The 12,770-nt window shown below is 63.8% G+C and carries 10 protein-coding genes; 6 read left to right on the forward strand and 4 right to left on the reverse strand.

What is annotated here, in order from left to right; all coding sequences use genetic code 11:
* Positions 1-124 precede the first annotated feature (124 nt).
* The 4 genes from M1P90_RS11720 (at position 125) to M1P90_RS11735 (ending at position 4,459) form a co-directional block, all read left to right on the forward strand.
* On the forward strand, positions 125-1,645 hold the full coding sequence (locus tag M1P90_RS11720) for an adenylate/guanylate cyclase domain-containing protein (protein ID WP_483702829.1): 1,521 nt from the start codon (positions 125-127) through the stop codon (positions 1,643-1,645).
* A 471-nt stretch (positions 1,646-2,116) separates the two neighbouring features.
* On the forward strand, positions 2,117-3,445 hold the full coding sequence (locus M1P90_RS11725) for a PSP1 domain-containing protein (RefSeq protein WP_483702830.1): 1,329 nt from the start codon (positions 2,117-2,119) through the stop codon (positions 3,443-3,445).
* Between the two features lie 74 nt (positions 3,446-3,519).
* Positions 3,520-3,987 carry a QcrA and Rieske domain-containing protein gene (locus M1P90_RS11730; protein WP_483702832.1) on the forward strand — a complete coding sequence of 156 codons (468 nt, stop codon included), beginning with the start codon at positions 3,520-3,522 and terminating at the stop codon, positions 3,985-3,987.
* 10 nt (positions 3,988-3,997) lie between these two features.
* Positions 3,998-4,459, forward strand: coding sequence for a QcrA and Rieske domain-containing protein (locus tag M1P90_RS11735; RefSeq protein WP_483702833.1), 462 nt, complete (start codon positions 3,998-4,000; stop codon positions 4,457-4,459).
* A gap of 293 nt (positions 4,460-4,752) precedes the next feature.
* Here M1P90_RS11735 and M1P90_RS11740 read toward each other — a convergent pair whose 3' ends face one another.
* On the reverse strand, positions 4,753-5,277 hold the full coding sequence (locus tag M1P90_RS11740; RefSeq protein ID WP_483702834.1) for a universal stress protein: 525 nt from the start codon (positions 5,275-5,277) through the stop codon (positions 4,753-4,755).
* A gap of 324 nt (positions 5,278-5,601) precedes the next feature.
* Between M1P90_RS11740 and M1P90_RS11745 the strand changes: the two genes are divergently transcribed.
* Positions 5,602-6,525 carry a universal stress protein gene (locus M1P90_RS11745; protein ID WP_483702835.1) on the forward strand — a complete coding sequence of 308 codons (924 nt, stop codon included), beginning with the start codon at positions 5,602-5,604 and terminating at the stop codon, positions 6,523-6,525.
* Between the two features lie 270 nt (positions 6,526-6,795).
* The gene (locus M1P90_RS11750; protein WP_483702836.1) at positions 6,796-7,854 is read left to right on the forward strand and encodes a type III polyketide synthase; all 1,059 of its coding nucleotides are present in this window, start codon (positions 6,796-6,798) and stop codon (positions 7,852-7,854) included.
* Positions 7,855-7,928: 74 nt separating this feature from the next.
* Here the strand turns inward: M1P90_RS11750 and M1P90_RS11755 are convergent, their stop codons facing one another.
* The 3 genes from M1P90_RS11755 to uvrB all read right to left on the reverse strand — a co-directional run bounded on the left by M1P90_RS11755 (position 7,929) and on the right by uvrB (position 12,331).
* The gene (locus M1P90_RS11755) at positions 7,929-8,486 is read right to left on the reverse strand and encodes an FHA domain-containing protein (protein WP_483702837.1); all 558 of its coding nucleotides are present in this window, start codon (positions 8,484-8,486) and stop codon (positions 7,929-7,931) included.
* 283 nt (positions 8,487-8,769) lie between these two features.
* Positions 8,770-10,134 (reverse strand): nuclease-related domain-containing protein, encoded by a 1,365-nt coding sequence (locus tag M1P90_RS11760; protein ID WP_483702838.1) that lies wholly within the window; start codon positions 10,132-10,134, stop codon positions 8,770-8,772.
* A 190-nt stretch (positions 10,135-10,324) separates the two neighbouring features.
* Positions 10,325-12,331: an excinuclease ABC subunit UvrB gene (gene uvrB / locus M1P90_RS11765; RefSeq protein ID WP_483702839.1), complete on the reverse strand. Its 2,007-nt coding sequence runs from the start codon at positions 12,329-12,331 to the stop codon at positions 10,325-10,327.
* Positions 12,332-12,770 lie beyond the last annotated feature (439 nt).

Genomic DNA, 12,770 nt, shown 5'->3' on the forward strand with positions numbered 1-12,770 from the left:
GGTCGTATGCCATTCTGCTGCGCCAAATGCTTGCTCTCGCCGGATCGGTCTGCTATACTTGTGGCAGCCCAGGCGAAAATTCCCGCGTGCTACGCAGCGCACTACCACCACCAAGGAGCGGGGCATGGCCCGATTATCCGTCACCATCAACGGCGACAAGCGCACCTTCGCGCTCGACGAGCGTGGCCTGCAAATCGGCCGCGCGCTCGACAACGATATTGTGCTCAACAATGTCATCGTGTCGCGCCACCATGCCCGCGTGCAGCTGCGTGGCCGCGAAACATGGGCCACCGACCTGGGCAGCCGCAACGGCATCTCGGTCAACCGCCTGCGCGTAAAGGAAGAACAGCTCCACGACGGCGATGTGCTGCAGGTCGGGCCGTTCGAAATTCGCTTTGAAGACCGCGCCGCCCAAAGCGTGGTGCTGGACGACAACCAGTACTTCCCGCTCGCCTCCGAGGGCAAGCAGGTCAGCTCGGGCGAACTGCCGGAGCTGGTGCTCGACCTGAAAGAGTTTTACCGCATCAGCAAGCGCCTCAACAGCTTCCTCGATCTGCACGACCTGCTGGATGCGGTTATGGAAGAAGTGCAGCGCGCCGTGCCAGCCCAGCGCAGCATGCTGCTGCTGCGCAAGAACGACGAGCTGGTGCCGATGATCATCCAGCCGCCCACCACCGGCGATGTTGCACTCAGCTCCACGCTCACGCGCAAGGCCGTCGAGGCGAACGAGGCCGTGCTCACCCGCGATGCGCGGCTCGATTTTGCCGGTTCGCAAAGCATCATTAGCGCGAACATCCGCTCGGCGATCTGCGCGCCCCTGATCAGCGAAGGCCGCGCCACCGGGCTTATTTATGTCGACTCGCCGGGGCGCGAGCAGTTTAACGAACACCAGCGCGACCTGCTGGCCGCCGTGGCGAACCTGGCCGCCATCCACATCGAGCGCGCGCGCCTGACCGAGGCACTGCGCGAGCAGGCACAGCTGCGCCAGAACTTCGAGCGCTTCATGTCGCCCAACGTCGCGCAGATGATGGCAAGCTATTTCGTGCAGCACGGCCAGCTCTGGGAGCCGCAGGAGCTGATCGTTTCGGTGCTGTTCGCCGACGTCAAGGGCTTCACCTCGCTGTCGGAAACACTTTCGCCGCGCGACGTGCAGGATTTGCTGAACGAATATTTCCACGAAATGACCGAGGTGATTTTTAGCTACCACGGCACGCTCGATAAGTATATTGGTGATGGGATCATGGCGGTGTTTGGCGCGCCCCAGCTCGCCAAGCCCATCGACCCCGAAGAATCGGCGGCGCAGGCGGTCGATGCCGCGCTGGGCATGATTGAGGCGCACCGCCGCCTGATCGAGCGGCTTGATCCGGCCAAAGCCTTTGCGTTCCGCATTGGCATCAACACCGGCCCGGTGTACGCCGGCTTCTTCGGCACGCGCCAGCGCCTCGAATACACCGTCATGGGCGACACCGTCAATACCGCGTCGCGGCTGGAAGGGCGCGCCGACATCAACAGCGCCCTGATCAGCGAAGCCACGCGCCGGCTGCTCGGCACCACCTTCGCCTTGCAGGAAATGGGCGATTTCCAGCTCAAGGGCAAGGCCCAACTGGTGCATACCTACAAGGTGCTTGGCCGCGCGGGCGCATGACGACCAGATTGTTCACCGCAAAGAGCGCAAAGAGTTGAAAGTTCGCAAGTTTGAAAGTTAACAGGTTACTCGGTTGCAGGTGAGTGCCAACTGGCTACTGCCAACTGCCAACCGCGCTCTACGCTCTGCGTTCTGCGTTCTGCGCTCACCCTTTCACCCCTTCAGCTTGTCACCTGCGCCTCCTGCTTCCTGCCAACTGGCTACTGCTTCCTGCCAACTGGCTACTGCTGCCTGCCACCCCGTCACCCGCGCTCAGGCAACCTCAACATTCAACATTCAACACTCAAAATTTCCGCAACTCCATCCCCCGCCACTTGATGCTATAATGGCGCCACGCCAAGCGGCGTTTGCATAGATACATCCAGGCGCACACAATGACAATGCGTATCAGCGCACTTCCATACCGATACGTTCAGCCGGGCGTGGCAACGCCGCCGGCCAGAAGTTTGTGCGCCTGCCACGGAGCGCCCTATGCCTGTTGTGGTAGGTATTCGTTTTAAGGATTCGGGCAAGACCTACTTTTTCGACCCGCGCGGGCTCGATTTGCTGGCCAGCGGCGACAATGTCATCGTTGAGACCGTGCGCGGCCTGGAGCTGGCAAAAATCATCCACCCGCCGCACGAGGTTGCGGAAGCCGAGATTGTTGGCGAGCTAAAGCCGGTGATCCGCCGCGCCGAAGACGCCGACTTCGAGCGCATGCGCCTGTTGAGCGAGCGCCACGAAGAAGTGCTGGCGCGCTGCAGCGAAAAGGTGCAGGAGCACAACCTGCCCATGCGCCTGGTCAAAGCCGAGTACAGCTTCGACGGCTCGCGCCTCACTTTCTACTTCACCTCGGAGAAGCGCGTCGATTTCCGCATGCTGGTGCGCGATCTGGCCCGCACGTTCAAGACGCGCATCGAGCTGCGCCAGATCGGCCCGCGCGACGAAGCCAAGCTGCTGGGTGGCATTGGCCCCTGCGGGCGCATGCTTTGCTGCGCGACCTTTCTGCCCGACTACGCGCGCGTTTCGATCAAAATGGCGAAAGACCAGGATCTGCCGCTGAACCCGACCAAGATCAGCGGCGTGTGTGGCCGCCTGCTGTGCTGCCTTTCCTACGAGCACGATCAGTACCTGGCGATCAAGGCCGAGCTGCCGCGCAAAGGCAGCTGGGTGCAGACGCCCGACGGCCCCGGCGAGGTCGTGACGGTCAATGTCGTGCGCGAGACGGTGGTTGTCGAGCTGGCGGGCAGCGGCGTGCACGAGGAATTCCGCCCCGACCAGATTTCCGAAGCTGCCCAGCGCGTGGCCCATGTGGCGCGCGGCCGCGCCGAGGAAGGCGTGACGCCCCACCCGCCGCCCCCGCCGCGCCGCGAGCCCAAGCACCACGGCGAGCGCCGCTTGCTGCGCGACGAAGTGCTCGACCCCGATATTCTCGATGCGCTGGCGATGCTGGAAGAAGGCAGCGAAGCGGGCCATGCCCGCACGGGCGAGCGCCCGCAGCCGCGGCCCGAACAGCGCCCGCCACAGCAGCAGGCCCGGCCCGAACAGCGCCCGCAGCCGCCGCGTCCCGAACAGCGCCCGCCGCAGCAAGCCCGGCCCGAACAGCGCCCGCAGCCACCGCAGCACCAGCGCGCCGACCCGCCCGCCTTGCCGCCGCTGCACATGCCCGAGGCCCGTGTTGCGCCGCCGCTGCCGCCCAGCCCCGACCCGCTCGACGACGAAGAAGACGAAGACGGGCCAGACGCGCCAAACGAGCCGAACCGCCCCGGCGCACCGCGCCCGCCGCGCCAGCGCCGCCGCCGTGGCAAGCGCGACCGCTGATTCCGACCAAAGACGAACGACCACCGACCACCAACGGCGTGGTCGTTCGTCCTTCGCCTGATCAGGAACACGACATGGCCGCAACAGTTCTACCCTACCAAACTCGCCAGCGGCTGGCCGCCAGCGCCGCTTTCGCATTTCTGGCGATGGCAGGAACTGCGGTGGCGTTGGGCCTTGCGATGCTCTGGCCGCGCACCTGGGAACGGGCGAGTTCAGTTCAGCAACTCCGCTCAGGCACCCCGCAGCTGCTGATAATCGCCGGGCAGGAAATCTACCTGCTGTGGGAAAATGGTGCGCCGCTCGCGCTCAGCACCCGCGACCCGCACGGCCCCTACGGCAGCGGCTGCCAGAACCCGCGCGTGCGCTACGACGCCGCAAGCCGTCGCTTTATCGACCCGTGCGGCGGCGCGACCTACGAGCGCAATGGCAGCTACGTGCGCGGGCCGTCGCCGCGCAGCCTCGACCGCTTCGCGGTGCGCGTCAACGCGGGACAGGTCGAAATCGACGCTGGCGAAACCATCCCGGGTAAGGCGCATTTCTAGCAGGAACATCATGGCAAGCGTTCGCACACAATCGCGCCGTCGCCGGCAGAGCATCACGGTCATTGCGCTGCTGGCGGCCATTCTGCTCACCATCCTCGCCATTGCGGGCGTGCTGTACGGCATGCTCACCCGCCCGCGCACGCCCGCCTGGCAGGCGCTTGGCCCGGCCAGCACCCTGCTCGCCGCCGAGCCGCAGCGTGTCGAGGCCGAAGCACAAATTGTTTATGTGACGAAGGGCGCGGATGGCCCGCTGGTGCTCAACGCGCGCGACCCTTACCGCGGCTGCGTGGTGGCGTGGGTCGCTGCCGAGCAGCATTTCGTCGACCCATGCTATGGCTCGCGCTACACCGCCGATGGCGCGTACCTTTCCGGGCCATCGCCCCGCAGCCTCGATCGCTTTGCCGCGCAGGTGAACAGCGGTGTAGTCGAATTGAACCTCAACCAGCCCATCCCCGGCCAGAATCATCCCTGATGCGCCTTCAGCGCAGGGGTTAGGGGATAGGGTATAGGGTATAGGGTTTCGTGATTACAATGCAGAAACTCTACGCTTCATTCCGCATCGCTTTCTTGATAATGCACTAACCGGCCTTTTGCCACAACGGCACGCGCACCGCATCCTGAGTAGGCCGCAAGACCGTATCGAAGGGTGCGGCTGCCAAAGATGCACATTTTCCTTTGGCGCTTTTAGCCATATCGACTGGCACAAAACGAACGACCAGCGGCAATCGCTGGTCGTTCGCATCTCCATCCTCCATCCCTCAGGCCCTACACCCGCGCCTCCGCCCGGAAGGGCCGCAGCATCAGCACGGGCACGTCGACTCGCCGCAGCACCTGCTCGGCCACGCTGCCCATCAGCAGGTGGCGCAGGCCAGTGCGGCCGTGCGTTGCCATTGCGATCAGCGCCGCGCCTTCCTCGGCGGCCACGGTCGCAATTTCGCCGGCCGGGTCGCCAAAGCGCGCCACCGTTTTCACCACGAAGCCAGCCCGCTCAAGCTCCAGCCGGTCGGGCTGAAGCTCCAGCTCCAGCGCCGAGCGCTCACTTTGCTCGATCTGGGTGGCGTAAATTGGGTGCGTTGTATACTCAATATCCCACGCGCGATCATACATTGGCGCGGTCCACGAGCTCGAAACCGGGCGCGGCGGCGCGCCAATCAGGCTGCCGGCCGGTTCGGCCACGCGCAGAAGCACCAGCGCGTCGCTGGCGGGATCACACAACTGGCTCAGGTAAGCGACAATCTGTCGGCTGAAGCGCGAGCCATCGATGGGAACGAGAATTGTTCGCCGGGGCATCACAATACCTCCATTGCTATCGGATTACCCGCCAACAGCATAGCAGCATTGCGCGCCGCTGTGAGTTACGCGCCCTTCACCAGTGGTAACGGCTCGCCCACCATCCACGCCGCCAAGAATAATCGAATCATTACCCGGCGGTAGCACATCTTTCCGCGCACTGCTGCTCTACGCAGTATGCTGAAGTAAAGAGCGGATTGGTTGAGCCACCAAGCGTAAAGAGGTCGCCATTCTGTTGTGCTCGGAGATCTCGGTGTTCTCTGTGGCTTACCCATCTTTTGCTATAGGGCCCAACGGGTATTGCCGTTGTGAAAGGAGCCTGCCATGATCCGCACCATTCTTGTGCCGCTCGACGGCTCGGCCTTTGGCGAGCACGCGCTGCCGCTGGCGCTCGGCATCGCCCGCCGCGCCGGTGCCACTGTTCGGCTGCTCCACGTCTGCGCCTCGCCCGCCTCGCACCGCTTCCGCAAGGCCCAAACGCTTGCCCCTGCCGACGATCGCCAGCACGCCGAGCCCTACCTGGCGCAGCTTGCCGGGGTGCTGGAAGAACGATGGGAAGTGCCAATTCGCAGTGCAGTGCTGGATGGCCCGCCCGCGCCGACACTTCGCGCCGAGGCAATCGCCCAGCGCGCCGATGTGGTGGTGATGACGACCCACGGCTACGGGCCGCTTTCGCGCGCCTGGCTTGGCAGCGTTGCCCAGGAACTTGTGCGCACCCTGCCCATGCCCGTGCTTCTAACGCGCCCGCACGGCGAGCCCCTCGACCTGCTCGAAGCCGCCGACACGCTGCCGTTTGCGCGCATCCTGCTGCCGCTCGACGGCTCGCCGCTGGCCGAGCAGGTGCTGCCGCACGCGCTGGCGCTGGGCAGCCTGTGCGAAGCGGAATACACCCTTGTGCAAGCGCTCAACCCGCCCGCGCTGGGCTACGCGCCCGCCGCCCATGTTGCCAGCCTCAGCCAGCAAATCCTCGATGAGTGGATCGGCGCGGCGCACGAATACCTTGCGCAGGTGGCGGTGCGAATGCGCAGCCAGAGCGCGCCAACCACAAGCCGGGTGGTGCTGGGCGCGCCCGCACCCGCGATTATCGACTACGCCAGCAGCCACGCGATCGACCTGATTGCGATGGCCACGCACGGCCGTGGCGGCGCGGCGCGCCTGCTGCTCGGCAGCGTCGCCGATCGGGTGCTGCAACTCGCTGGCGTGCCGGTGCTGCTGTTCCATCCGCTGGAAACACCCGCCACCGCGTAAACCCCCGCCCAGCACATAGCGCGCCGGCAGCCCGGCGAAGTCGGGCTCAACACCAGAAACAAAGGAATGAGACGGAGGTGGCGTGGTTGCGCCATAAAACTTTGCTCCCTTTCGTCTTTGCCACAAGCCGCCCCAGCGATTGGGGCGGCTTGTGCGATCTGGGGCGGGGCTCGCTGCGTACTCTTTGCATCAGGCTGGCGCGATCCGTGCTATGCTTATGTATCCCTGGTCAATCAATTTGCTTGACCCACGCTGGAAGGAGCGGTGTTCATGCCCCGTATTCGCTCGGTAGCGACCGCGCTGCCACCCCATACCCTGCCGCAAAAGCAGATCCGCGACCTGGCGCGCGCGCACTTCGCGCCGGCATTCCCCGATATCGACCGCTATTTGTCAGTGTTTCGCCACGCCCAGATCGACTCGCGCGCGTTTGCCGCGCCGCTCGAATGGTTTGCCACACCGCGCAGCTTCAAAGAATGCAACGACCTGTTTATCGAAGTGGCAACCGGGCTGGGCGAGCAAGCCGCGCGCGCGGCCCTTCTGGCGGCTGGGCTGGAACCCGGCGACGTCGATCACCTGATCTGGGTGTCGACAACCGGCATGGCCGCGCCCAGCCCCGACAGCATGCTGATCAACCGCCTGGGCATGGGCCGGCACACCCGCCGCACCCCCATCTGGGGCCTGGGCTGCGCTGGTGGCGTGGCCGGGCTGGCGCGCGCCACCGAGTATGCGCGGGCCTTTCCCGAGCAGCGCGTGCTGCTCGTTTCGGCCGAGCTGTGCAGCGTCACCTTTCAGTGGAACGATCAGTCCAAGCGCAACCTGATCGCCTCGTCGCTGTTTGCCGACGGCGTGGCGGCAGTGCTGGTTGAAGGCGACGAGGCTGGGAATGCGCACCCTGGCCTCAGCATTCTTGGCACGCAGAGCACGCTCTGGCCCGACACAGCCGAGATCATGGGCTGGGATATGGTCGACACCGGCATGCAGGTGGTGTTTTCGTCGCGCATTCCGCAGATTGTGCAAACGCTCATGCGCGAGAATGTGGCCGAGTTCCTGGCCGCGCACAACCTCACCATCGACGACATCGACCACTGGATTTTGCACCCGGGCGGGGCAAAAGTCATCAAGGCCTACGAAGGCGCGCTGGCGATCGACCGCGAGCGGCTGGGCCACACGCGCGAGGTGCTGCGCCAGCACGGCAATATGTCGTCGGCCACAGTGTTCTTTGTGCTGGAAGAATTTTTGAAAGCGGGGACGCCCGCGCCGGGCGAGTTCGGCGTGCTGGCGGTGTTAGGGCCGGGCTTTAGCTGCGAGCTGGCGCTGGTGCGGGGGTAGAAAATTTTGAATGTTGAGTGCTGAGTTTTGAGCTGCGCGGAAGGCACTCAAAACTCAGCACTCAACATTCAAGCCTAGTAGAAGCGGTCGTTGAAATCTGAGCGCTGATCGGCCAGCGCCATGTCGAGCTGCGAGCGCGTAATCACGCCCATTTCGTAGGCGACCTGCCCAAACTGCAGGCGCGAGCCGTCGCGCTGCAAACGCGACTGCCGCTCGGCCACGGCCAGGACCTGATCGCGGTTAAGAATGCCGCGCCGAATGAAATATTCGCCCAGGCGCGGGACGCTGACGCCACTCGCTGTTGGCGCGCCGACGGCCTGTTCCATCACTTCTTCGAAATCAATGCCATAGGTAATGCTGCCAAGCGTCAGGGTATCGCCGGGGTTCAGGCGGCTCTGGCCGTTGATTGGCATGCCATTCAGCGCCAGGCCCTGGCTGCCCTGACCCACCGGAACCACAAACCAGCGCTCGAGCACCTGGCGAATTTCAATATGGCGCGGGTTAACCAGCCGATCGTGCAGCACAACGTCGTTGCTGGCCGCCGAGCCGACACTGCTGACACGCCCGGTCAGGGTGTGCCGCTTGCCAGCGTGGCTGCCAGTGATTGCCCGCAGCACCAATGCTTTTGCCATTTCGCCCTCCGTCGCGACCTCTGGCCGAGGATGTTTTACCCGATCGGCGTGCGGCGATCCGGGGTACATCCAGGGTGCAGGAATTTCCAACTGTGTGTTGGTGATAGTGCAGGGCATTCTATATCGGGGGCTTGCTGTTTGTCAATAGAGATAAAGAGATTGTTACGTGCTGCGTAGTACTGCGTGCGGTGTCGCTTCAAATCAACGAGGAAGGACGATGCCAGATTTGGCATCGTCCTTCCTCGTTGGTCTGAACAAGCAGTGAACTTCCCAGAAGGCTGTGCTAGTTGCCCACGCCGCCAATCGGCACGATCCAGGTCGCTTCGCCAAATGGCATTTGCTTGAGCTTGATCGCCAGCGACTTGGCGTTGAGGTTAGCTGGCCGCGTGACAGTGGCAGTGCCACGGGCTTTGCTGCGCGGCGCAACGCTGATCTGCGGCGGTAGCGATTTGTCATTGTCGATGGTATAGATATTTTGCAGCGAGTCGCTCACGCCGATGTTTTCGGCAGTCAGCGGCAGCGCCACGCTTTCGTCCTCCAGGTTGTTGCGCACGCTCCAGCTTAGCTTGATCGTGTCCTGGCAGAAGTTGACTTCTTCCAGTGTCACAACCACCTCGGGCTGGAGCGCGGGCGTGTTGCCGCCGACGCCAACATTCTCCCAGGTGCCCGGCTGGCTGCCGCGCCGGCGGCCAACCGCCTGCACGTCGTTCCACACGCAGCTTTCGGCCGGCAGCACGCCACCAAAGCCCACGCCGCCGGCCGCCTGGCTGGTGCTCACAATACCAATCGCCGCCTGGTCGGCCAGCACCGGCGCGCGGCGCGTGGCCAGCGCCACCAGCGCCACCGCCAGCACCAGCGCCACCGCCGCCATCAGAACGGCGGCGCGGCCGGCCCAGGTGCCAAGCGCGCCACGGCCGCGCGCCCACAGCGACGGCTGTGTTTCCACCACCGGCGCGGCAGCCGTTTCAGCCGGCGCAGAGGCCGGGAGCAGCGGAGCAGTTGTGCTGGCTTCGCCATCAACCGCGTCCCAGCGCGGCATCACGCCCGCAAGGAGTGAGTTCACCTCGCTCCAGCGCGTGCAGTGGAGCAGCGCAGGAATGGCGAGCATTTCTTCTTCGCTCAGGTTGATCTCGGACGAGCGCTCGGTGATCAGGTAGGCCGGCAGCTCATCCAGGCCCTTCAGCTCGACTTTCCAGTCGGTTTCGACTTGCGAACCTTCCTGAATGGTCGGCGCGATGACGACCAGGCGCTTGCAGGTGCGGAAATCGACCGAGGTGGCTTTTTGCGGGGAAAGAAAGGTGCCACGATGCTCGTTGAGGAAATTTATAAGGCTATAGTAGTAGGAAATAACCTGGTTATAGGGGTTTTTGCGGCCCGGGTTCAGGCGCTTGCGCTCGCCGTTCGCGCTTTCAACAAACCACGGCCCGTTGACATCGCCAAAAATCTTCCCGTCGCACTGCTTCAGCTCAACAATAAAAATTGCATCCTGCTTGATCAGCACCAGGTCGATATTCCGCCCGCCGACACTGAAATTTGCCAGGATCAGATACAGCCCATCGAGCCGATCGAGCCCGTTCGCCAACGACACAATTGCCCGACGCTCGTTTGGATGCTCGGGTTTCTCACCAATCCATACCTGAACTGCCACTGCGGTGCCCCTTTCCGCAGCTCAACATACGTGGATGAGCCGTTCACAGACTTCGACGCGTTCTGCATGTGTTCTCCGGCGCTGGAGTGGGCCACGCGGCCCCATTGCGGCGCAGCGCCATTTCTGCCTCTATTATCGGGCCACGCGGCCCCGATTGCAATGATGATTCGGTGAGTATTTCGAAAGAATTCTATCGCACCGTTTCTTCTTCCAGCGCGAGCGTGCGCCGCAGCTCGATCACCTGGTCGCGCAGCGCGGCGGCCTTTTCGAACTCGAGGTCCTTTGCGGCCTGCTTCATCTGCTTTTCCAGCTCTTTGATCAGCTTGGCCAGCTCGTCCTTCGGGATGGGCAGCTCGCTGGCCGCGCCGGGCTTGGCCTTGTAGCTTTCGCGCTCCTCGGCGATCTTGCGCACGCGCTCGGTCAGGTCCTTCACGGCCTTGCTGATGCCGACCGGCTTGATGCCGTGCTCTTCGTTGTAGCGCTGCTGAATTGCGCGGCGGCGCTCGGTCTCGTCCATCGCGGTGCGCATGGAGTTGGTGACGTTGTCGGCGTACATGATCACACGGCCCTCGACATGGCGCGCGGCGCGGCCAATGATCTGAATCAGCGACGAGCCCGAGCGCAGGTAGCCTTCTTTGTCGGCGTCGAGAATGGCGACCAGCGAGACTTCCGGCAGGTCGAGGCCCTCGCGCAGCAGGTTGATGCCCACCACCACGTCGTACACGCCCAGGCGCAGGTCGCGCAAGATTTCCACGCGCTCGAGCGTCTCAATGTCGGCGTGCAGATACTGCGTGCGCACGCCCATTTCTTTCAGGTAGTCGGTCAGGTCTTCGGCCATGCGCTTGGTCAGCGTCGTGACGAGCGCGCGCTGGCCCTTGTCCACCCGCCGCTTCACCTCGCCAATCAGGTCGTCGATCTGGCCCTTGCTCGGCCGCACGTCGATGACCGGGTCGAGCAGGCCGGTCGGGCGGATGATCTGCTCGACAATCTGCTCGGAGTGCTCCATTTCGTAGGTGCTGGGTGTGGCCGAGACGTAGATCGCCTGGTGAACGTGCTGCTCGAATTCGTCGAACTTGAGCGGGCGATTGTCGAGCGCGGAAGGCAGCCGGAAGCCATAATCGACCAGCGTGCCCTTGCGCGAGCGGTCGCCGTTGTACATGCCGCGGATCTGTGGCAGGCTGATGTGCGATTCGTCGACAAACAGCACAAAGTCGTCGGGGAAGTAATCGAGCAGCGTCCAGGGCGTCTGCCCGGCCAGGCGGCGGTCCATGTGCCGCGAGTAGTTTTCGATGCCCGAGCAGTAGCCGACCTCGCCCAGCATTTCCAGGTCGTACATGGTGCGCTGTTTCAGACGGGCGGCTTCAAGCACTTTGCCGTCGGCCTCAAGCTCGGCGACGCGCTCGGTCAGCTCGGTAGAAATGTCGGCAATCGCCAGCTGGAGCTTTTCGGAGTTGGTGACGAAGTGCTTGGCCGGGTAGATATCGAGCGCGGTGCGCGGCACCAGCACCTCGCCAGTGAGCGGGTCGAACTCGGTGATGCGCTCGATTTCGTCGCCCCAGAACTCGACGCGCTCGGCAACTTCGGCGTTGGCCGGAAAGACATCGAGCGTGTCGCCGCGCACGCGAAAGGTGCCACGGTGGAAGTCGATATCGTTGCGCTCAAACTGCAGGTCGATCAGCTGGCGCAGCAGCTTGTCGCGGTTGCGCACTTCGCCCACGCGAATCGGAATCGCCACCTGCCCGTAGTCGGTGGGCGAGCCCAGGCCGTAGATCGCCGACACCGACGCGACAATCAGCACGTCCTTGCGCGTCAGCAGCGCCTGGGTGGCGGCGTGGCGCAGGCGGTCGATCTCTTCGTTGATCTGGGCTTCTTTTTCGATATACAGGTCTTTGCTGGGAACGTAGGCCTCGGGCGTATAGACGTCGTAGTAGGAGATAAACATCTCAACGGCGGAGTCGGGCAGCAGCTCGCGGAACTCGGCGTAGAGCTGCGAGACCAGCGTTTTGTTGTGGGCCATGACGATCGCCGGGCGACCCAGCTGCTCGAACACCCACGACATCACCGCCGTCTTGCCCGTGCCAGTGGCACCGAGCAGCGTCTGATGCTTGTAGCCTTTTTTTACGCCTTCGACCAGCTGCGCGATCGCTTTTGGCTGATCGCCCATGGGCTGGTAGGGCGCAACAACCCGAAATGACATGGAGCACCTTGTTGGGCTAGAGCTTGTGTAGAAGCATCATTATACACGCTCCGGGCGATTTTCGCATCCGCCTTTTGGGCGATTACTCGCACGGGCGTGCTAGGGTGCGTTTTCAGCGCAGGGATTAGGGGTTGGGGGTTATGGTTTGGGGGCTGCGAGGCGCAACGAAGCCTTTCACTGCCCGAAAAATTCACCTGGAATTGCGCCAGGGTGGGCTGCGCGCCCCCACGCTCCGCAGTCGGGGCGATAGCCCCGAACCCCAAATCAGTACCAGCTTCAAACCAGCTTGCTCGGGCCGCAGGGCCGCCGGGGCTCCCGCCCCACGCTCCGCAGTCGGGGCTATCGCCCCGAACCCCAAATCAGTACCAGCTTCAAACCAGCTTGCTCGGGCCGCAGGGCCGCCGGGGCTCCCGCCCCAGCACCCCGGTCGGGGCTATCG

Source organism: Kouleothrix sp. 19917 (assembly GCF_057073505.1).

What these genes read in the sequence shown, in the direction of transcription:
- M1P90_RS11720 (WP_483702829.1), top strand. Translation starts at nt 125, where the DNA reads ATGGCCCGATTATCCGTCACCATCAACGGCGACAAGCGCACCTTCGCG.
- M1P90_RS11725 (WP_483702830.1), top strand. Translation starts at nt 2,117, where the DNA reads ATGCCTGTTGTGGTAGGTATTCGTTTTAAGGATTCGGGCAAGACCTAC.
- M1P90_RS11730 (WP_483702832.1), top strand. Translation starts at nt 3,520, where the DNA reads ATGGCCGCAACAGTTCTACCCTACCAAACTCGCCAGCGGCTGGCCGCC.
- M1P90_RS11735 (WP_483702833.1), top strand. Translation starts at nt 3,998, where the DNA reads ATGGCAAGCGTTCGCACACAATCGCGCCGTCGCCGGCAGAGCATCACG.
- M1P90_RS11740 (WP_483702834.1), bottom strand. Translation starts at nt 5,277, where the DNA reads ATGCCCCGGCGAACAATTCTCGTTCCCATCGATGGCTCGCGCTTCAGC.
- M1P90_RS11745 (WP_483702835.1), top strand. Translation starts at nt 5,602, where the DNA reads ATGATCCGCACCATTCTTGTGCCGCTCGACGGCTCGGCCTTTGGCGAG.
- M1P90_RS11750 (WP_483702836.1), top strand. Translation starts at nt 6,796, where the DNA reads ATGCCCCGTATTCGCTCGGTAGCGACCGCGCTGCCACCCCATACCCTG.
- M1P90_RS11755 (WP_483702837.1), bottom strand. Translation starts at nt 8,486, where the DNA reads ATGGCAAAAGCATTGGTGCTGCGGGCAATCACTGGCAGCCACGCTGGC.
- uvrB (WP_483702839.1), bottom strand. Translation starts at nt 12,331, where the DNA reads ATGTCATTTCGGGTTGTTGCGCCCTACCAGCCCATGGGCGATCAGCCA.